Raw genomic sequence first — 20123 nt, 5'->3', positions numbered from 1 at the left:
ACTAACCCACAGGAGCTAGTCATGATTAACACAATTAACACCAATAGCAAGATTAGCCATCAAACCTCACAGGTTTACACAGGTACCCCTGAGCCAAGAAACAGTCTACCTACCATTTCCGTTCGTCAGCCCATAGCCCACGACATTGTTGAAAATCCCATCCGTGTCTGCGGCATTGCTACTGGCTTTGAAGGCATCATTCACATCCGTGTCCGGGACAATAATGGTACCCAGTTATTCCGGCATTTTCTAACTGTTGGCGGTAATGGCATCCTCGCTAACTTCTCGGTAGGATTGCCATTGAAAATGGTACCAGCAACCCCCCAAGGTACCCTTGAAATTTTCAGTATCTCAGCAGCAAACGGCAGTGAAACCAATCAGGTAATCGTGCCAATTGTTTTCGGCAACGCCTTGCTGCTTCGGTACTTTGGTTTCTATCAATACACTGTCATCCCCGGTGACACCCTCTTCAGCATCGCCCAACAAGTTTACGGTGACGGCAGATTGTATCGTCGGATATTAGAAGCCAACCGACACCAGATTAACCGTCCTCATCACATCTATCCAGGATTAGTGTTACGAGTTCCAGTCTCAAAGTTTTAGTTATAGCAATTCTACGACTTGTGAGGTACAAATTTCTGGTTTTTAGGGAGCAGGGAGCAGGGAGCAGGGAGCAGGGAGCAGGGAACAGGGAGCAGGGAGCAGGGAACAGGGAGCAGGGAGCAGGGAGCAGTAGTAGGGTGGGCAAAGTTCTATTATCTAGAATTCTCAAAAGAACTAAAAGGTGTTTGCCCACCAACAGGGGATCTGATTAGACTAGAAACAGCTATAGTGCTAATATAAGCATTTGTTGCCTACTCCCTACTCCCTACTCCCTACTCCCTGTTCCCTTTGCTATATAAATGACAAACTACGAAATCGAAACCCAAGAATGGTGGGTAGAACGTTGGAATGATTTACTCAATTCCTATCGCTTCAAAAAGCGTTTGGAACGGGGACGTATCTATGCCAAAGAAGGCAACATTCTCAGTATTGACTTTCTAGGACCACAAGTAGTCGCCAAAGTTCAAGGAACTGCACCGGAGCCCTATGAATTAACCATTTCCATCGAACCCTTTACCGATGAAGACTGGAATTATGTGGTGCAAACCCTGGCAAGTAAAGCAATTTACTCAGCTCAGTTATTAGCAGGAGAAATGCCCCATAATATCGAAGAAGTATTTACTTCCAATGGTTTAAGTTTATTTCCCTTCACCCTCTCCGACGTTCGTTCCCGATGCAATTGCCCCGATCCCAAAAATCCTTGTAAGCATATCGCAGCAGTATACTATGAATTAGGCGATCGCTTCAGCGAAGACCCCTTTGTTTTGTTCCAGTTGCGGGGAAGCACCAAAGAACAAATCCTTGATGCCTTGCGTAAATTACGGAGTGGTCAAACAGGGGAAACGTCCGCCACAGAGCAGCCATCCTCAATCCCAAATCTCACGTCTGCTGATCAAAACCCTGATCAAAACACAGAAGAGGGGGAATCAGCAATCGGCGATCCTGAAACCTCAGTCAATATTCAGCAATTTTGGCAATACGATCAGCCTCTCGATTCTTCCCTGGTGGTAATTGCACCACCAACAGATAGTGGAACCGTCCTCGATGTCTTAGGAACAATTCCTCTAGGAGCAGCTGACCCTCGTGTCATGCAGTATCTCAAAGGAATTTATCAGATAGTCAGCCAGCAAGCTGTAATTTCAGCCTTAAATCGAGATAGTTAAGATAGCAGTTCTCAATTGGGTGAGGTACTTTCGTTCTGGGTTGAGCGGGAGTAGGGAGCAGGGAGTAGGGAGCACAGAAGAAAGATTTTGTCTGGATATCCTAAGTGTGGGCAATTATCAAGATTTGATACAATATACCATTTCCAAATTACCAATTCCGAAGTTACCTATTCATACTAAGTTGCGCTCAAAGGTACAACTTTCTCTTCCCCCTATCTCCCTATCTCCCTATCTCCCTATCTCCCTATCTCCCTATCTCCCTATCTTCCTATCCAACCAATCTACTATCTTTGAATGCAACTCGGTATCAAGACTTCTGAGCAACACCCTTATACATATAGCCCATAATCTTAGGAAATTTTGGTTCATAAAACTCTTCTAACGTCAGAATCTGGAAGTGATTTTCAACCAGCTGTTTGATATTACGATTTAGATGACAGCCATCCGCAATAATCTTTTGTACAGGGGTCAAGCGATTTTGCCAAACCTGAACCTTAGACTCATCACTTATTCCATGCTCAATAAAAAAGAACTTTCCCCCTGGTTTTAGGACCCGATAAATTTCTTCTATAGCCTGATTTACTTTAGTAATACTGCACAATGTCCAGGTGCTAACTACACTATCGAAGCTATGGTCAGCCATCGGTAAACTTTCGCCATTCAGTACCCGAAAATCAACAGTAATTTCCGAGTCATGAATACGTTTTTTAGCTAATGATTCCATCCCCTGATTAACATCAATAGTTGTAAGTTTTTGCAGGTGCTTGGGGTAATAACTTAAATTTAATCCTGTGCCAAAGCCAATTTCAAATACTTGCCCAGACACCTCAGATAAAACCTCTTGACGATACTTGGTTAATACCGGATCAGACATAATCCAGTCCAGAAATCGGGGAAAAATTAATTCTGAATATAAACTCATGATCCAATTACCTTGGGATAACCTTGAATTGGCACTCATTATCAATTATATATACAGCGGTTTGCAATTGGGTGAGGTACCAATTCTTAGGTTTTAGGGAGTAGGGAGTAGGAAGTAGGGAGCAGACAATAGGCAATAGGCAATAGGCAATAGGCAATAGGCAATAGGCAATAGGCAATAGACAATAGGCAATAGGCAATAGGCAATAGGCAATAGACAATAGGCAATAGGCAATAGACAATAGGGAAAAAATCCTGTGTACCTTATTACTATGAGAAACGCTATATAAATTATAGTATTAAAGATAAATATGAGCGTGCAGGCTACCGGGTGAAGTATGACAAGTATATTTGATTGGATTAATCAATTCCAAAATGCTTGGGGTGACAACTTCCAGGCGGTGGGTGATTTGGTTCTTTATGCCTGGATTATAAGTTTTGTCAATTTAGTCTTATGCGGGGGAGCACTGAACGACAAGTTTGGTATCCAACCCCGCACCTGGCTTGGGCTAGTTGGTATTTTGTTTTCACCCTTCTTGCACAAAGACTGGAAACACTTGATCGGAAACACTATTCCGTTCGCGCTCCTTGGCTGTTGGGTGTTGTTACGAGGAACGGATGATTTCTGGGTCGTGACCTTGGTGATAGTCTTGGTTGGTGGTTTGGCTGAATGGCTACTTGGTTCACCTAACACGGTCTCTTATGGCGCAAGCGGTCTAGTTTTTGGGTATGTAGCTTTTCTGATCGGACAGGGGTATTTAGAAGGTAACTCCCTGTTAGTCATAGGTTCTATCGCTATCGGTGGTGTCTATGGTTTTACACTCAGAGGTTTATTGCCTGGTGAAACAGGGATCTCCTGGCAAGGACATTTATTTGGCTTCCTGGCAGGTATGCTTGCAGCCAGCTATCTGGACACGTTTCGGAATCTGTTTCTGTGAGCAAACATCCAGCTAAAGGTTAGACCACTATAGTCAGCTTACCCTTGACTGGTTGAATGGGTAAGGAGTCAGAGCAACTCTGGGTGGCAAACGGTCGGTTCGACCACAATCACCATCACTTCCGCTTCATTCTAGTCGGAGCCACCGCTCTCCCGAGCTGCCCATGATAAATTTACCCAGTTTTGAGGCTTACTGCTCAAATGGCCTGGCTCCTGGCTGGCCGTAGGTCCGGTAAAAAAAATCCCCGCTAGCGGCCAGACTAGCGGGGTGTGCTTTTCTCTTTGTGTTCTCAATTATTATTATTGGCCAATTAAGTATGATTTGGTGTTGGTCTAATGTCAATTTTTGGTGTTATTTCATATAAATTTTTATAAACTTGCTTGTTTTGGTCGATCTAGTCAATCTGAGCTAATGGTGATCTAAGCGCAAAAAACTCCACTAGCCTGATACTAGTGGAGGCAGGGTGTGTTATTCGTCAACTTCATCGTAGATATCCGATGTTTGTGATCTGGTTTGCTTAATGTATGGTTTTGTGTTTGATTTAGTTGTTGCTCAGCAGAATTTGGAGTATAGTCTTTATTCATATTATTATACCATAGCATGAAAATATTGTGGCTGTCAAGGGCAAAAAATCGGGAAGATCAGTAAGTTATAGTAATAGTTGCCTAAACTTGACTATAATTCCCGATCAGACAAATAGCCTTTTGTGCAGCGCTTGCTGGTGAGGGATAACAGAAACGCCAACTTGAAAGACTTGAGGTATGTGAGGGACAAAAAAATACCGAAAAGTCCAGAAGTATCGAGCCATTAAAACCTTGACAACTTATGAAATCATGACTCCTGGATAACGTTGGTTATGTGGAAATTAGGTTATTTAGACTGTTATTTAGACTGTTAAACACCACGATTATATCGTTATTCCCCATTACGGATTACCCTCTTACCCGTAGCAAAAACCGTAACTAATGGAACTGAATTATCCTGAAATGGTCATATTAGAACAGGGTATTAGCAACGGAGACGATCAGATGAACCATCAAATGCTTAGTCGTATAGCCACTGTTATGGCAGTCAGCATCCTGCTTACAGGTATATTGGGGTGTGTGTCGGAAAAAACCAATGCCCTTGACCCTCTGCCTAACTCCGAACCAAGGAAAGAATCAATTTCAGCTGACCAGCAACCAACTCTAGACGTAGATACCAATCTTGTAGACGCTAATACTAAATTTGGCTTCAAGCTATTCTCAGAAATTCTTAAGCAGGACACTAACAAGAATGTTTTTGTCTCTCCCACCAGTATCGCCATTGCCCTAGACATGGCTTACAACGGTGCCAGCGGCGAGACTCAAGAGGCTATGGCAAAAGTCCTAGAATTAGAGGGATTGAGTCTAGATCAACTCAACCAGGGGAATAACGCCTTAAAAGCTAGCTTGGAAAATGCTGACCCTGATGTCCAGCTGTCCATTGCCAACTCCCTGTGGGCTAACCAAGGCATTGACATCAACCCCAAATTTATTAAAAACAACCAGAAATTCTACGAAGCAGAGGTTACAGAACTTGATTTTAGTAGTGCCAAGGCTGCCAAAAAAATTAACCGTTGGGTCAAAAATAACACAAATGGCAAAATCAAAACGATTGTCGATCGCACTCAAGGGGATGACTTACTATTCCTAATCAATGCCATCTATTTCAAAGGCAGCTGGACCAGAGAATTCGATAAGAGTCAAACGTCTGATCAAGCTTTTTATATCTCCAATTTAAGCCAAAAGCAACACCCGATGATGTATCAGTATGGGAAGTATAAGTACTATGAAAATGATGCCTTTCAAGCTGTAAGTATTCCCTACGGTAAAGAACGGCTGAGTTTGTATGTTTTCTTACCCCGTGAAGGGAGCAGCTTGGCAGAATTTCAACAACAACTCACAGCGGACAACTGGCTACAATGGATGAAAGAGTTTAGGTCGCGAGATGGGTCAATTCGGCTACCCCGCTTTAAATTTGAATACGATATTAAACTCAACGATTCCTTAAAAGCTTTGGGGATGGATGTGGCGTTTACCGATAACGCTGATTTTTCTAATCTGACCTCTCAATCAGCAGCAATTAGTCAAGTCAAGCACAAAACCTTTGTAGAAGTGAATGAAGAAGGCACTGAAGCAGCCGCTGCTACTTCTATCGGTGTTGTTCCGACTTCGATTAGTATAGATCAACCATTCAATCTAGTGGTTAACCGTCCTTTTTTCTGTACTGTTCGGGACAATAAAACTGGAGCAATTTTGTTCATGGGTTCGATTGTGGAACCGTAAGATATTAGCTATTGGTTTAGTTTGAAGGTTGTTCTCCCTTGGTGTCCAGTGTAGGGTAGGTTAAAGCTGAAAAGCACCGATCTAGTAGCGTGGCCATTCCCGTAGCGTGGCCCAAAGGCCTTGGCCTTTGGCTGATAGCTGTTGGCGTAGCCTGCGCTTCGCGCATATGCTTACGGAAAATTGTAAGTAACCGATTACCGATTACCCATTACCGATTACCCATTACCAGAATGAGTCTGCCTAACTGGATTACCTTTTCCCGCTTACTGGGGTTGCCCTTTATCTTATACTTCCTGAATCACCCAACTGACCAAAGCCGCTGGATTAGTTTAGGGATCTTTGTCCTTGCGGCTGGAACGGATTGGTTAGATGGTTATCTAGCTCGTAAACTGAACCAAATTACTGATTTAGGAAAATTCCTTGACCCGTTAGTGGATAAATTTTTGGTACTAGCGCCCCTACTAGCATTAATTGAGCTAGGTCAGGTACCCGCTTGGGGAGTCTGTTTGATTTTGGCACGGGAGTTAACGATCGCAGGTTGGCGAGTTAACCCCAAGTTATCCGGTAGCGCTAGCATACAGGGAGCGAATATCTGGGGTAAACTCAAAACCGTCAGCCAAATTAGTGCGATCGCACTTTTAATTGCACCAACTCCCGACACCTGGATCATCCCATCCCTAGTCCTTTTCTGGCTATCGGTGGTCCTAACCTTAATCTCTGGCTTAGTTTACCTGTTACCTGCTAATATCTGGTCATCAACGGCAAAATCCACGTCAGCTTGATCCCGACCTGAAGCGAGATAATCCTTCTCGAAAGAATCCTTCAGTCCCGAAAGCAAATCATACTCCGGTTGCCAGTTAAGTTCCGTCTTAGCCTTATGGATATCAGCAAAAAAGTGCTGTAATCGAAATGGAAAAGCCTTGCGCTTGCCAAAATCAAACTGCTTGGGGTCATAATGCACGAGCTTCACCTCATCAGCCGACTTACCACAGGCCATAGCACAGGTTCGTGCTAAACCATCAAAGGTGACATAGCGTTCCCCGGACACATTGTAAATTTTCCCAATCGCTTCCGGATTCCCCAATACTGCCGCCATTGCCCTCGCCAAGTCCTGACAATGACCTAACTGAGTAATGTGCATGCCATTACCAGGGATGGGAATAGTGCGATCGCGAACAATCCGGTCAAAAAACCAAGCTTCAACATCATTATAATTTTGGGGACCATAGATATAAGTTGGACGAATCGCGGTAAATGGCACCCCAAGTTCTTGTAGGTAAGCCTCAGTATGATGTTTACCCTTGTGGCGAGAATTGGGATCAACTGGATCTCCTTCGAGATGGGGTAACTGGTCCGACTTCAAATACACCCCAGCCGAACTCATATACACAAAATGCTGCACCCGGTCTTTAAAAATTTCCACTAACGGTTGAGTATCACTCAACTCCCGAGCATTATTATCGAAAATCCCATCAAACTCTTGAGACGATAACATTTCCTTGAGCTGATTCGGATCCTTGCGATCGCCATGAATCTGTTGGACTCCTGGCAGTGGCGCTGGCTTATTACCCCGATTGAACAGCAGCACCTCATGGCCCATCTCCACCAAAACCTTGGTTAAATAAACCCCAACAAACCGGGTACCACCCATGATTAAAATTCGCATGGTCACTAATTACTAAAAACTTTGATTCACTGATTTATTAATTACCTCTGGGCGGACTTTGTGCCTTCGTGGTTCTAAACCAAACCACCCATAGCATTGTCTTGATGCAAAGCGCGAGTGGGGGAAACCACGGCAGTCGCTCATGGGGGAGACCACGGCAGTCGCTCATGGGGGGAACCACGGCAGTCGCTCATGGGGGGGACCCCCAAGACCGCGCTGCCTCCCCAAGACCGCGCTGCCTCCCCAAGACCGCACTGCCTCCCCAAGACCGCGCTGCATCGCTGCCAGGACTTGGAGAGTTACTCTACTAGTAGGGGCACCCTACTACCTAAGGGGGTTTGGTGCCCAGTTTTGGGTAAGTCCTGATTCCTTAAAGTCGCAACTGAGTCACAGCAATATTACCCGAAAAACACACATCCACATCAGTACCAGGAGCGCGATCGCGTTTGTTATACTCCCCCTCATAATAGTAGTGATCCCCCTCCACACGATACTTTGTCGGTAACGGTTGAGTACTCGGTTCACAAAATACCACCTCTGGCTCAGGTGAACCCGGTTCCAAGTGAGGTAAATTCACATTCCAGTAAGTACCAGCAGAAATCGGACGATTCAACAAATCCGCCAACACCTTAGCTGTCCAACGACTGGCCACCTCCCAATTAATCACCCAAGGTTTTTTCATCCATTGGGAAATCGCAATACCTGGTATTCCCTGTATCGCCGCTTCTCTAACCGCCGCCACTGTACCAGAAATGTAAACATCAACCCCCAAGTTACCGCCAGCATTAATACCTGACAGAACCCACTTTACCTCTGGTATAATATGTGATATAGCAAGGCGAGTACAATCCGCTGGGGTACTAGACACTGCATACTCATAGTTCGACCGACGTTGGACGTGAATCGGTTTATATGTAGTCACCTGATGGCCACAGCCTGAATGATGCTCCTTCGGAGCGATAATGACAAAATTACCGTTACCGTTGACCGCTTGCTCTAGTGCTTTAATTCCGGGAGCATCTATCCCATCGTCGTTCGTTAGGATTATAGTCATTCGTTTAGTCGTTAGTGGTTAATCATTAACAGCTGAGTATGGAAAACGATCTAATCCAAGCCAAACTATCAAGGAATATCGAAACCGTATTACAAACTTAAAGCCAATCATCTCAAATTACTTCAGCATTTGCACGCTTATACTTCCTTTGGGTATAAAATTAGCTTTTGGTTCAGCTATGGAGCTTCAGCTCTGAGCTCCGTACAGCTAACAAGTTAATAGCTGCTGGCGCAGCCGGAAAGTAGCTCGTTAGCTGATCGCTCAAAGTATAGCTGGGTTATAGCTACCCATGAGCAGCGATCTTACAACCTCAGTTCAAAATCTTTCAACCAACTGCTATGGCAAGTCAGGGATACATCTACAACCTTCAACCTATTGGCAAACCAGGATTATGAGTCAAAATAGCAAAAATCAGCCATCTACCCACTCTCAGCCAACTGTTAATTTTACCGAAGAAGAGCTGCAAGATATCTTACGCTATGCTAATGAACAAGGTATTAATCCTTTTCTACTAGTTAAAGTCATTACCCAAATTCGGAAACAAAAAATTGCCCAGGCTCACCAGAGGCAGATTCGGACCAGGGAAACCGTGTTTCAATAGAGGTTAGTGGACGGTAGATAAAGTCCGTGTGAATTTGTTGGCGGTCAGCTTCTTTAACAAGAAGTGGTCGATGGCATTACCCTGCTACTCTATGCATAGTTATGAAGGGTAAGCCAATACACAATTTTTTTTATTATATCTTAACACTCTCAAAGAGTATCGGATATACTGAAAGAGTAATGGTAAGGTCGATACCATTATAAAAATACAAACTAAGAAATAATTGACTATTAAATCCCTTATAAATGATGTTTGTAATTTAGAGGATATCTGAAAAGTTGTTTTATACTGAATTTTGCCCCCCTAGCCCCCCAACTTTGGGGGGAACAAGAGTCTATTTGCTTCTACAAGTCCCCCAAAATTGGGGGACCAACGGGGGCTTGGATGTAGCAAATGAGACTTCTCAGACAACCTCTTAGATTCTGAGCCACAAGTTCAAAAAAACTGGTTAGTCATGATTTTAAAATACAGTACGTTCCTTAACCCTATGGATAGTAAAAAAAAAGTAACCGTTAGTCCAGGGCTAGTTCATTATGGTCTGAGATGGGCTGGTGCTAATAGAAATGCAATTTTAAATTGAACCTGGGGTTAAAACAACGGCAATAGCTAGTGTTAAAGATAGTATAGTCAAGTTGTTTGGGTCGCAGAATTAACTGATAGAGACGTTCACATTCGGGATGCTCTAACTACCTTCTGGTAGTGAATAGGTTCATACTATAGGAAAAAAAGACTCTCCTACTAGATCCTACTACAATCAAAGATTTAAGCAATCAAAGATTTAAGTTACCATCTAATTTTTACGCATCACTCCTTACCAACAAAGGGATTCAGCCACTAAACTATTAAATTTAAATGGGGGACAGGTTAGTAGGGGAAGGTTGAATGAAATTATCTACGTCACTGGTGAACGATAACACTCAATAGTCCATAGCTGATAGTATCATCAGTATTGACCCTTACTTACCTGTTGGTTTAATAGAGTTAGTTTAATAGAATGTGGTTAACCACTATCACTGCTAGGCTTGTTGTGTCCAAGCAGTTCGAGATCGTTACTATTGCCTATAATCACTTTCAATCTCAGCTTAAAGAACCCTAATGCAGACTACAGCTTATAGTGAGCTTTTCCCACTATTTAATACAGCTAGCCCAGAAACCTTAGAATGGTTTGAGTCCATAGCGGTGGAGCATGAGTACCCCACCGACCGAGCTATCATCATGGAGGATGCTTGGGGTAATGCTGTTTACTTTATTGTCTCCGGCTGGGTTAAAGTGCGACACTTACGCGGTGAAAACGATGTCACACTGGCGATTTTGGGTCGGGGTGACTTTTTTGGTGAAATGGCAATTCTTGATGAATCTCCCCGCTCAACCGATATTGTTGCCATGTCGAACGTGCGACTACTGACCATTTCTGCGCAACGCTTTATTCAAACTCTCTTTAAAGATTCCCAGTTGCACCATCGCATGTTACAACTGATGGTGCGGCGGTTACGTCAAAGCAATGTCCGGTTACAAAATCGCTATCAGCCTCCAGCGGTTAATTTAGTCAATACTCTAGTTGGTTTGGCAGACAATTACGGTGAAATCACTGAAAAAGGCACAGAAATCTATAACATTTCCTATCAAGACTTAGCTGACATCACAGATATCAGTGTAGAGGATACTACCAAAATTATGGAAAAGCTTGAGAGTAAGGGCTGGATTAAAGTTGACCCGGAGCAGCAAACTATGCGCTTGATGAATATCAAGCAGCTAACTCAGCTGGTCAGACGAGGTAGCTCATGAGGCAAGATTAGCTCTAGGTGGTAGCTGCCCCACAACAGAGGCGTGGTTTGTGGGACTAAGGTTCCTAAAACCCACATTCCTTACTACTCACTACTCACCACATTGTCTTGTTCTAAAAGATTAAGAATTTTGAGGATTTGGCTCTGGGGCTTAGGCCACCCCCCGAAGGACTAATAGCCATTACCCTGACTCATTACCCTGATTCAGTAAATCCTCTTCCTACACCCCACACCGGCTTTCTCCACAGTGGTTCACCCTACAGGCGCACCCTACACTCGGCACTCTGTATACTTTTCAAGTGGGTTGTTACCCTGTTAGGTTCTAAGGACTGGGTTAGGAGATTTGGCTGAATTCACCAATATCGGGCTTGATAGATTACTTACCGTAAGCTAATATTTCTTCATAAAGTTAAATAAAACTTAAATTAAATCACCTATCTACACCTGTAGGGTGCTGACTTACTCCCGGGGCATGTAGATAGATTAGGCCTAGCTTCTTCCCAAAAGCTAAAAACTTTCTGTAAGATAACAGAATCAGTTTTTATTTGTGATAAAAGCACTGTCTTAAGTTTTACTAGCTCTCAATCAAGCTAATTTAGAAGATTTTTGGAGGACTATGATATGCGGATAGCTCAAGTTTCCCCGTTATGGGAGAGAGTTCCCCCACCAGGCTATGGTGGTATCGAACTAGTGGTTAGCCAACTCACTGATGAATTAGTTCGTCGCGGTCACGATGTTACCCTGTTTGCGTCTGGAGATTCCATCACTAAGGCTAAACTAAAGTCTGTGGCTCCTCAGGCTTTGCGCCTTGACCCCTCAGTAGAGGCACCGGTAGTTTACGAACTACTGCAATTGGCTCAGATAGGCGAGGTGGCTGATGAGTTTGACCTAATTCACTTTCATACAGGGATGATTACCTTTCCGGTAATTGACTTGTATAAGACCCCTGTAGTTCATACCATGCATGGTCGCTTCGGCAATGATATTAGCAAGGCTTATGCGCGATACAGCCACATACCTCATATTAGCATCAGTAATCATCAGCGGTCATCTGGACCAGAGATGAATTATGTTGGTACCGTTTACAATGGTGTTAAAATTGAAGATTATCCCTTCAATCCAAAAGCAGCCGATGACCCCCCCTACTTAGGGTTTTTGGGTCGTTTGTCCAAGGAGAAAGGACCTCATCATGCAATCAGAATTGCCCGTGAAACTGGCTGGAACTTGAAAATGGCGGGCAAGGTTGATGTAGTTGACCGGGAATTCTTTGAAGAAGAAATTGCTCCCCAGATTGACGGTAAACAAATTCAATACTTGGGTGAAGTCAGCCACGAAGAGAAGGTGGAATTATTATCCAAAGCTAGCCTGACCGTCTTTCCGATTACCTGGCCCGAACCGTTTGGTTTGGTGATGATTGAGTCAATGTGTGTTGGGACTCCAGTGATTGCCACGAACTTTGGCGCTGTACCGGAGGTGGTGGCCGACAAGAGAACTGGCATAATCTGTGCCAATCCTGAGGACATGATAGCTGCCATTCCAGAAGCTCTTAAACTCTCTCGCGAAGAGTGCCGTAAGTATGTGGAAGAGACCTTCAGTGTTCCCAATATGGTTGATGGCTATGAAGCAGCTTATCAGAAAGTGCTAGAACAGCATAAGTAAGCTAATCCCAAAACTTCAGCCCCTGTCAGTGCAGTTTAATCGTTTAGATCAGCGCTTTTCGCCTTTTCCAGATAATTATAGGAAATCGGGACACAAAACTCCCCATATTCATGGGGGAGATGTAGCCCACCACGGCACTTTCTTTTAAGTGCGGTGAATCTATTACTATGAAAACGTGAAGGCCAGTAGGAACAACCATATACAGTTTTGAAAGAATCTAGTTCAATCTAGTTAAGGAAAAATCCCTGGGAACCAGATCACTACTAGCTCGACTAGCCTACCTATAGGTGGCAAGCAATGGTAGTAATTCACTCCAAACATAAACATGAAATAGAGAAGTCCTGAGTTGCTAAGTTCATTGAGTTCTGAATAAGAAACAATGACAGCAAATGATTTATCTTAAACTGATTTATTTTAACAAAACTCGCGGAATTCCCCACCGTCTTTCACGGTGGGGATGGATAGCGAGACGAGGACTTGTTGGGAATCGTGTTAGAATAAAGTTGGTTGATGACCCACCTGACTGACTAAAAGGCTACCTTCAAGGTGTAAAAGTACGCTTCAGAGCTCAGGGTTTGAAGTTACCGTAAGTAGAGTGGAGCCTTAATCATAAAGATTTAACCTTTTTATGCATAGCCGACCAACCATAAAGGCTCCACTCTACTAAGGTTTCGTCTTCGGGAAGAGACTTGCCCCGGCTGGTTAGCCATAGAGCTGTAATTCCATGGTAAGTCTGTCGTAAAAGTTATACGTCCTTAGAAGGCGGATGTCTGCCTGTGGACGCTGAGTAAGACCAATTCCAGCAGGCGCGCGCCTCCTAGGTCGGGTTCCCCGGCCTAGGGTCGCTCCTCTGGTTGAGGCATCGGGGACGCGCGCGGGAAACCTCAAAGACGAATAAGACCGTCCCTGATTTGAGTTGAGAATTGGAAGCCCCAACCTCAGCGTTCGCGTAGCGTGACCAAAGGTCAAGCAGGTTGGGGTACTTCACTCGGCACTTGCTACTCAGTACTCAGGACTATAACTAAAAAAATATGGCTGGGTGAATTAGACTTCACCCAGCCAGTTTAGTTCCAAATATTTAGTTTCGAATACCCTAACAAGGAATTAAACGATTCCCTGCCAATTGTTTGTGGAGGTTGCTCCAGTGTACGCCTTCGAGACTGGGTAACACCAGGTGAGCTGCTCCAACTCGTTCAACGGGACCAAGTCCTACAGCCCACATACCAGCAGCTAGAGCGGCTTCGACACCAGAGCCGGCATCTTCTACTACTACACAATAAGCGGGTTCCAATCCCAACTGCTGTGCTGCGTGCAAGAAGAGATCTGGTGCTGGCTTAGAGCGGGTCACACTGTAGCCGTCAGAAATTGAATCAATGCGATCGCTAATACCCAATCGTTCCATAACTTCCTTGGCATTTTTGCTACCGGAGCCAATCGCAGCTTTTATACCAGCTTCCTTGAGTTCAGTCAGTAACTCTAGAGCTCCAGGTAGTAAGTCAGCCTTAGAGATGTTCTTGATCAGTTCCAAATAGTACTTATTTTTGCGATCCATCATCTCTTGGAGTTGGTCTTCTGTAGCTGAGCGACCGTTGAGAAGTGCCATCAGGGACTCTCGACGTGAAAGGCCCCGCAGTGCTTCGTTGGCCTCGCGATTAAAGGGAATACCCTGTTCATCGGCTAGTTTTTGCCAAGCTTGGTAATGATATTCTGCGGTATCGGTGATTACGCCATCTAAGTCAAAAATCACACCCTGGATTTGAGCTGGAGAGCCGGGGGGTCGAGAACTTGGGGAGATGGTAGCCTCAGATTGTGCTGTTTGAGTACTGGTTTCTGGATTGAGATCAAACTCGTACTTCTTTCCACGCCATTGCAGCTTAAACTTGAGACGTGTCCAGCCCGGTAGGAAGTGGGGAATAGCAACAGGTCCATTGTCTGTGAACTTGATCCCAGCGCATCCAAAGATTATAGCTTGCCATACACCACCACCGGAAGCACCATGAATTCCTTCATGAGCGTTACCCCGCACATTTTCGAGGTCTACCATCGCTGCCCGCATAAAGTGTACATAAGCTTCCTCGGTCTTTCCTAATTCACAGGCGAGGATGGCGTGAACCGCAGGACCGAGGGACGAACCATAGGTGTGATCGGTGCGAGGAGAATAGTAGTCCCAATTTCGTTGCAAAATTTCTCGGTATTTCTCTGGATCAGAGGTTACGCCGTACTGCTCCCGCATCAGGTATAGCAACATCAAGACATCGGGCTGCTTGAGCACTTGCTTTTTACTTGCTCCCTCAATGCCAAGGAGAGCCTGCATGGAACGGGTACGTGGCTCGTAATCTTCCAGGTTAATATCTTCAATTTGAAAGAACCCCTCACACTGTTCGATTAAGTCCTTTTCATGGTCATAGGGTATCCACATCCGACGGATAATTTCAGACCACAGACTAACTCGGCTTGGGGTTAGCTCCAGTGTTTCTTCCAGTTCTTTAGCTTTCTGTGGATGTTCCCGACGCAACCAGTCTAGGACGAACTGAGCAGTCTCTAGGTGCCATTGAACCATGCGGTTGGTGAAGGCATTGTTGTCTATCCCTTCGTGGTATTCATCCGGACCAATCACATCCCGGAGTTCATAGCGTTCCCGTTTACCATTCCACTCAACCCGAGTTCCCCAGAATACCGCTGTATCTAGGATAATCTCAGCACCGTAGTTTACCACCCAGTCATCATCACCGGTAGCCTGCCAATATTTCCAGATACCATAGACGACATCAGTAGTGATGTGCAGTTCGCGATCGCCACACCAAATTCGGATCGGGTCTCCATCCTTCTCAGCAGAGAGAACCCAGCGAGGGGTTACTTCGTCACCGGTGTCAGCACTTTCCCAGGCGTAAACGGCTCCCGGATAGCCCTGAAGCTTAGCTTTACGCCTTGCCCCAGGTAAAGTATGGTAACGGTAGGTCAGCAAATTCTTGGCAATCTGGGGCTGAGTTAATATCATCAGCGGCAGCATAAAAATTTCTGTGTCCCAGAAAACGTGACCCCGATAGCCAAAACCAGAAAGGGTTTTAGCGGGAATATTCACCCGGTCATCATGACGAGGAGCACTAATGAAAAGTTGGAACAAATTGTAGCGTATAGCAATCTGAGCGTTGAGGTCCCCTTCAATGACAACATCACTATCTTGCCAAATCTTATCCCAAGCTGCCTCATGTCGAGAGAATAGGGTTAGATAATCTGGTTGGTTCACCAGGTGTTCCTGGGCTACCTTTTCTGGGGTTTCGGTGTCCCGAGATGTGAACACAGTAATTACTTTATCCAGGGTGACTAGCTGTCCTGAGCGCACTTGTAAGCTAGTAGCTAAGGTGGGGTGACCTTCACAACCCTTTAGCTGTATTTTGGCATCATCAACACCACTTACACTGACTCTCGAAGCCATACCCAGTTCGATACCCGTATGACGGGTGCGAACGTGTAACCAGATACCTCCTTCTGATGTCTGGTTAGTTCCGGTTGAAATCTGACCCTGTTTCAACCATTCCCAGTGTAGCACCCCTTGGTTATCTGGGTAGCCATTGATGCTGGCTTGAATTTCGATGGCTCCATCGAAATCCACCGCAGTGATTTGAAAGCGAAGGGCTAACACATGGTCATCAGCCATACTGGCAAAACGCTCGACATGGATATCGATAGTCTTACCACCAGGGCTACGCCAACGCAAATCACGAGTTAGCTTGCCTCGATGCAGGTCAAGTTGACGTTCGTAGTGCAAGATCTCGCCTTGATCAAGACGAAAGCGTTCACCTTCTACAACTATCACGATCGGTAGCCAATCAGGACAATTAGCCAGTTCAGTATAGACAACTGGCACATCGTCGTAGACACCATTAATCAATGTCATTGGCCATGCACCGTGATACCCTTCCTCAAAGCTACCTCGGGTACTGAGGTAACCATTGCCAATGGTAAAAACGGTTTCCTTGTAGTGCAATTGAGTCGGATCAAACTTGGTCTCAGTTACTGTCCAGTCGCTGTAGATGTGGTTAGAGCTAGATGGGGACGATACTTTGGCATCCATAGTTAGTCGTTAGTGTTGCTGTGGTCGGTGGTTCCTTGAGTGAGGTCAAGCGCTTCCCTTCGCTTGTGGGGCAAACGGGTGTAGGGTAATGGGAGTTGGAGATAGGGGTGATGGGGGTGTGAACAGAAGATGGCAAAACGCCACCCTTGAAACTCGGATCACTAACACCAAATTTTGCCCATACCCCATACCCGAAAATCTAAACCCCTGCTGTCAAGGGAAGGCTACTAGCAATTAATTGAAATACTTATTGGCTCAGGCAAATTGCCCATAATTAGTGAATTCACTAATAATTATGCGATTTCCGCATTAACTGACACATCAACAAATCTTTGGTTAGCTGTTGGTAGCCGACATCGGACGATAAGTTGAAGTCAGTGAAGGATAGGAGGCTTAATAACTAGTAATTTCTCTAAGTAGTAATTTCTAGAATCAGCCTCCATGATTGCACGGGTTTTGTAAAAGCGATGCAGCGCCGACCTGCGGGGGTTTCCCCCATGAGCGACTGCATCAAGACACTGAGATATAGGAGTAACGTTTGCCGGACTTAGTCCTGCTTCCGCGAAGGGCAATGTTGTAAAGGCTTGTTGGGCTAGCAGCACATTTTTCCCTCACCTTAACTACTAGGGACAGGGCTACGAACTGGGGGTCATTCGTAGGTGTCGTAACCATTACAAAGAGCGGAATAATCTCCATCTCAGTGGATCTTAGCTAGGAAATTCCGGATTAAGCGGAAATTACCAGGGAATTAACTAAGAGTGAGTTCTTATTAGCTTAAAATCAGTAGAATTTGAATGCTTTTAAGCATTACTTTAGAAACAGTCAGCTCAACCATTAAGTTGTGATGCTTTCTGCTCCCCCTCCTCACTTTTTTATAGCCCATAATCTCTGATTAACGCGAGCTATGCTTGGCTAGTAAGTTTGTCGCTCTGGGTTTGTAAATCAGATAGAACAAAGCTTCTAGGTAGCGCAGCAGAGTTTCTCGGCTTTCTTTAGAGGTTTCACTCCAGAATCCGTAAATTTTGGCGAGTGAGAGGAGCTGCTTGGTATGCAACTGCCAATTGTATTTATCCCGAACTCGCTTGATACCTGCTTGAGAAATTTTCTGCCAATAGTCAGGGGTGTGTTCGCACTTTGAGATAAATTCCTGGATTTTTTCGGCAGTCCCTTGCAAGTCTGTGGGATTAATGAGAAACCCATTATCGCCGTTTTGAATAATCTCTGATGGTCCACCAAATTGAGTGGCAAATGTTGGTAAACCCGAGATCATGGCTTCTAAAACCGTGAGACCAAAGGCTTCAAAGCGAGCAGGATGGACTAAAATTCCCCCCAAATCAGCAATGACTCGGTAGGATTCGCCGATATCGGGGGTGGTCAGCCGTAGTCCGATCCATCGAATTTTGCCTTGAAGATGGTATTGCTTAATTAGCTGGTTGAGCTTCTCGATTTCGCCTTTCTCTTCTGGATCAGTGGCGTCCTCAACCCTGACATGGCTAGTGATTAAAATTAGGTTGCACTGTTGCTGAAGTTCTTTTGAACTAGCAAAGCATTCCACTAAGCCAGTCAGATTCTTGATTGAGGTTAGGGGCGCAATGCTGAGAATCGGGCGCTGCTTAGGACTGTTGAGATAGCCGATAATTTCGGGGTCTTCCTTGGTCAACAGCAAGTCTTTAACCCGTTCACTGTCCTGGGCAATCCGGTCTGATGTCTGAGTGTAGGGAAAGAAAATGTTTTCGTTGACCCCTGGTGGTACCACATTAAATTTGGGGCTGAATAACTCAATCCCATTCACCACATGATACAGTTCGGGCATACTGAAAGATTTGTAAGACTCGTAGTAGCCTACACTGTTTGGTGTTCCCACAAGCTCCTCATAGGTACTGGTCAGAATGAAATCTGCTGAATTCATCGCAATTAAATCAGCGGTGAATTGTATGGAGAAGTTGTATTGGGACTCAAAGTCTTTCCAGTAGAGGTCACTAAACAGATATTTAGGCTTTTCCATGGTGTGAGCAATACTGCCATGGATAGCGTTTAGGCGTCTGGCCAGCAGAAAGGCAACTAAACTCCCATCGGAATAGTTTCCGATAATTAAGTCTGGACTACCCTGGAATTCTTCTAGCAGGGCTTTTTCTGAATCTAAGGCAAAGGATTCGAGATAGGGCCAGATCTCAAATTTGGAAATCCAGTTGTCGGTGACGTTTGAGTTAAATTCCTGGAAAGGAACCCGCAAAATCCAACCGTTGCTGGTGCTTTGGATTTTTTCTAGGCGTAGATTGCACTGGGTACCTTCACAGTTGGGAATTAGGCGAGTCAGAACGATCACCTTTGGTTCGACGCCCAGAACGTCAAGACCTGAGAGTTTAATATTGTTTTGGATTGTTTGTTCCAGGTTACGGGCTTGGTCGATGACGTATGCCACTTGACCAGCGGTTTCCGGAAGACCCAAGACTCCTTCTTGGCCAACCCAGCCATGAACGGACACCAGAACAACTCGAAAGATTAGGGGAATACGAGAAATAAAGGCTTCGAGTACTGCATGATCAGGAGCGTCCATTAACCGCTCAAGCAGTTCTAGGGTTTCCCGCACTCGACCAGCAGTGTTACCCCAACCTGCTTCAAAACCGAGCACTTGAAGCTCGAAGCGAAACTTTTCATAGGGGGTGTGAGCTGGTAGCTCTCCGACTAATGTTAGTGCTTGCTTAAGCTTTTCAAAGAGTTGGGTAGTTGAGTCAATCCGGTTATTGAGCAGTAATGGCGTCTGGTCGTAGTGGTGCGCTTGTAAGTTTTTCAACAGCTCCTCTAGCCACTGCTCAGAGTCAGCAAATAATAGGCTAGATAGGTAACGGTTAAGAAAGTCCAGCCCATCGCCAATCTTTCTCGGGTCACGAATTGTAGGAGTATTTTTGTAAAACGGACCCACATCAATTTCTAGCAGACCCCCTTTTTCTGGGAAGTAGCGCTTAACCCAGCGATCGCGTAAGCTTAGTAACTCCTCCACTGGCATTGGTTCAAAACTGGTCAAATCCGCTGCTAGCCGATAGATTTCTTGAGAAGCAACCCTTGTCCGCAGAAGAAGCCAAAGGTTTTCCTTTTCCAGAATAATTTCGTGGGTATAGTTCAGTAGTTCGGCGATAGAGGAAGTTCTTTTAAAGTAAGCAGGCTTGTCATGAGTAGTGCAGTAATTATCAAACGCTTGCAGAATCTGATTCCTTAGAAAGTACTGCTCTTGTTCAGATCGCAGTTGGCTGATAAACTGACGCAAATCAGCTTTCTCGTTACTTTGGAGAACAGCTCGTAACAAACTAGACATAGTAACTTAGCGTGTCTTGTCCATGGTGGGTCTGTAACCT

At 44.9% G+C, this 20123-nt stretch carries 17 protein-coding genes; 9 read left to right on the top strand and 8 right to left on the bottom strand.

The window, feature by feature from the left end:
• Positions 1 to 21: 21 nt before the first annotated feature.
• Entirely contained in the window at positions 22 to 603 is a 582-nt protein-coding gene (locus tag BJP34_RS23570; protein WP_070394439.1) for a Gmad2 immunoglobulin-like domain-containing protein, read from the top strand.
• Here BJP34_RS23570 and BJP34_RS44210 read toward each other — a convergent pair.
• Positions 542 to 748 carry a hypothetical protein gene (locus BJP34_RS44210; RefSeq protein WP_158517419.1) on the bottom strand — a complete coding sequence of 69 codons (207 nt, stop codon included), beginning with the start codon at positions 746 to 748 and terminating at the stop codon, positions 542 to 544. The genes BJP34_RS23570 and BJP34_RS44210 overlap by 62 nt on opposite strands.
• A gap of 154 nt (positions 749 to 902) precedes the next feature.
• Between BJP34_RS44210 and BJP34_RS23560 the strand changes: the two genes are divergently transcribed.
• On the top strand, positions 903 to 1766 hold the full coding sequence (locus BJP34_RS23560) for an SWIM zinc finger family protein (protein WP_070394437.1): 864 nt from the start codon (positions 903 to 905) through the stop codon (positions 1764 to 1766).
• An 11-nt stretch (positions 1767 to 1777) separates the two neighbouring features.
• Here BJP34_RS23560 and BJP34_RS44205 read toward each other — a convergent pair whose 3' ends face one another.
• The 3 genes from BJP34_RS44205 to BJP34_RS44200 form a co-directional block, all read right to left on the bottom strand.
• A complete protein-coding gene (locus tag BJP34_RS44205) occupies positions 1778 to 1921 on the bottom strand; it encodes a hypothetical protein (protein ID WP_158517418.1) in 144 nt (47 codons plus the stop codon).
• 152 nt (positions 1922 to 2073) lie between these two features.
• On the bottom strand, positions 2074 to 2688 hold the full coding sequence (locus BJP34_RS23555; RefSeq protein ID WP_070394436.1) for a class I SAM-dependent methyltransferase: 615 nt from the start codon (positions 2686 to 2688) through the stop codon (positions 2074 to 2076).
• 7 nt (positions 2689 to 2695) lie between these two features.
• Positions 2696 to 2929, bottom strand: coding sequence for a hypothetical protein (locus BJP34_RS44200; RefSeq protein WP_158517417.1), 234 nt, complete (start codon positions 2927 to 2929; stop codon positions 2696 to 2698).
• A gap of 96 nt (positions 2930 to 3025) precedes the next feature.
• Between BJP34_RS44200 and BJP34_RS23550 the strand changes: the two genes are divergently transcribed.
• The 3 genes from BJP34_RS23550 (at position 3026) to pgsA (ending at position 6713) form a co-directional block, all read left to right on the top strand.
• Entirely contained in the window at positions 3026 to 3625 is a 600-nt protein-coding gene (locus tag BJP34_RS23550; protein WP_070394435.1) for a rhomboid family intramembrane serine protease, read from the top strand.
• Between the two features lie 965 nt (positions 3626 to 4590).
• The gene (locus BJP34_RS23545; RefSeq protein ID WP_083305319.1) at positions 4591 to 5931 is read left to right on the top strand and encodes a serpin family protein; all 1341 of its coding nucleotides are present in this window, start codon (positions 4591 to 4593) and stop codon (positions 5929 to 5931) included.
• A 230-nt stretch (positions 5932 to 6161) separates the two neighbouring features.
• A complete protein-coding gene (gene pgsA, locus BJP34_RS23540; protein WP_070394434.1) occupies positions 6162 to 6713 on the top strand; it encodes a CDP-diacylglycerol--glycerol-3-phosphate 3-phosphatidyltransferase in 552 nt (183 codons plus the stop codon).
• Here the strand turns inward: pgsA and BJP34_RS23535 are convergent.
• On the bottom strand, positions 6659 to 7597 hold the full coding sequence (locus BJP34_RS23535) for an NAD-dependent epimerase/dehydratase family protein (RefSeq protein WP_070394433.1): 939 nt from the start codon (positions 7595 to 7597) through the stop codon (positions 6659 to 6661). The genes pgsA and BJP34_RS23535 overlap by 55 nt on opposite strands.
• Positions 7598 to 7701: 104 nt before the next feature.
• Between BJP34_RS23535 and BJP34_RS44195 the strand changes: the two genes are divergently transcribed.
• Positions 7702 to 7908 carry a hypothetical protein gene (locus BJP34_RS44195; RefSeq protein WP_158517416.1) on the top strand — a complete coding sequence of 69 codons (207 nt, stop codon included), beginning with the start codon at positions 7702 to 7704 and terminating at the stop codon, positions 7906 to 7908.
• A gap of 59 nt (positions 7909 to 7967) precedes the next feature.
• Here the strand turns inward: BJP34_RS44195 and surE are convergent, their stop codons facing one another.
• On the bottom strand, positions 7968 to 8651 hold the full coding sequence (gene surE, locus BJP34_RS23530; RefSeq protein WP_070394432.1) for a 5'/3'-nucleotidase SurE: 684 nt from the start codon (positions 8649 to 8651) through the stop codon (positions 7968 to 7970).
• Between the two features lie 289 nt (positions 8652 to 8940).
• Here surE and BJP34_RS23525 point away from each other — a divergent pair, with 289 nt between their 5' ends.
• The 3 genes from BJP34_RS23525 (at position 8941) to BJP34_RS23515 (ending at position 12695) form a co-directional block, all read left to right on the top strand.
• Positions 8941 to 9252, top strand: a complete 312-nt coding sequence (locus tag BJP34_RS23525; protein ID WP_070394431.1) for a hypothetical protein — start codon at positions 8941 to 8943, stop codon at positions 9250 to 9252.
• A 1095-nt stretch (positions 9253 to 10347) separates the two neighbouring features.
• Positions 10348 to 11037: a Crp/Fnr family transcriptional regulator gene (locus tag BJP34_RS23520; RefSeq protein ID WP_070394430.1), complete on the top strand. Its 690-nt coding sequence runs from the start codon at positions 10348 to 10350 to the stop codon at positions 11035 to 11037.
• A gap of 620 nt (positions 11038 to 11657) precedes the next feature.
• The gene (locus BJP34_RS23515; RefSeq protein ID WP_070394429.1) at positions 11658 to 12695 is read left to right on the top strand and encodes a glycosyltransferase family 4 protein; all 1038 of its coding nucleotides are present in this window, start codon (positions 11658 to 11660) and stop codon (positions 12693 to 12695) included.
• Between the two features lie 1093 nt (positions 12696 to 13788).
• Here BJP34_RS23515 and pgmB read toward each other — a convergent pair.
• Complete coding sequence (gene pgmB, locus BJP34_RS23510) at positions 13789 to 16770, bottom strand: beta-phosphoglucomutase (protein ID WP_070394428.1); 2982 nt, start codon at positions 16768 to 16770, stop codon at positions 13789 to 13791.
• Between the two features lie 892 nt (positions 16771 to 17662).
• Positions 17663 to 20083 (bottom strand): sucrose synthase, encoded by a 2421-nt coding sequence (locus BJP34_RS23505; RefSeq protein ID WP_070394427.1) that lies wholly within the window; start codon positions 20081 to 20083, stop codon positions 17663 to 17665.
• Between the last annotated feature and the right edge of the window lie 40 nt (positions 20084 to 20123).

The sequence above is a fragment of the Moorena producens PAL-8-15-08-1 genome (genome assembly GCF_001767235.1).
In the GTDB taxonomy this organism is placed as follows: Bacteria; Cyanobacteriota; Cyanobacteriia; order Cyanobacteriales; family Coleofasciculaceae; genus Moorena; species Moorena producens_A.
Note: the sequence above shows the minus strand (reverse complement) of the source record. Positions and strands in the feature narration are given on the sequence as shown.

What these genes read in the sequence shown, in the direction of transcription:
- BJP34_RS23570 (WP_070394439.1), top strand. Translation starts at nt 22, where the DNA reads ATGATTAACACAATTAACACCAATAGCAAGATTAGCCATCAAACCTCA.
- BJP34_RS23560 (WP_070394437.1), top strand. Translation starts at nt 903, where the DNA reads ATGACAAACTACGAAATCGAAACCCAAGAATGGTGGGTAGAACGTTGG.
- BJP34_RS23555 (WP_070394436.1), bottom strand. Translation starts at nt 2,688, where the DNA reads ATGAGTTTATATTCAGAATTAATTTTTCCCCGATTTCTGGACTGGATT.
- BJP34_RS23550 (WP_070394435.1), top strand. Translation starts at nt 3,026, where the DNA reads ATGACAAGTATATTTGATTGGATTAATCAATTCCAAAATGCTTGGGGT.
- BJP34_RS23545 (WP_083305319.1), top strand. Translation starts at nt 4,591, where the DNA reads ATGGAACTGAATTATCCTGAAATGGTCATATTAGAACAGGGTATTAGC.
- pgsA (WP_070394434.1), top strand. Translation starts at nt 6,162, where the DNA reads ATGAGTCTGCCTAACTGGATTACCTTTTCCCGCTTACTGGGGTTGCCC.
- BJP34_RS23535 (WP_070394433.1), bottom strand. Translation starts at nt 7,597, where the DNA reads ATGCGAATTTTAATCATGGGTGGTACCCGGTTTGTTGGGGTTTATTTA.
- BJP34_RS44195 (WP_158517416.1), top strand. Translation starts at nt 7,702, where the DNA reads ATGCAAAGCGCGAGTGGGGGAAACCACGGCAGTCGCTCATGGGGGAGA.
- surE (WP_070394432.1), bottom strand. Translation starts at nt 8,651, where the DNA reads ATGACTATAATCCTAACGAACGACGATGGGATAGATGCTCCCGGAATT.
- BJP34_RS23525 (WP_070394431.1), top strand. Translation starts at nt 8,941, where the DNA reads ATGAGCAGCGATCTTACAACCTCAGTTCAAAATCTTTCAACCAACTGC.
- BJP34_RS23520 (WP_070394430.1), top strand. Translation starts at nt 10,348, where the DNA reads ATGCAGACTACAGCTTATAGTGAGCTTTTCCCACTATTTAATACAGCT.
- BJP34_RS23515 (WP_070394429.1), top strand. Translation starts at nt 11,658, where the DNA reads ATGCGGATAGCTCAAGTTTCCCCGTTATGGGAGAGAGTTCCCCCACCA.
- pgmB (WP_070394428.1), bottom strand. Translation starts at nt 16,770, where the DNA reads ATGGATGCCAAAGTATCGTCCCCATCTAGCTCTAACCACATCTACAGC.
- BJP34_RS23505 (WP_070394427.1), bottom strand. Translation starts at nt 20,083, where the DNA reads ATGTCTAGTTTGTTACGAGCTGTTCTCCAAAGTAACGAGAAAGCTGAT.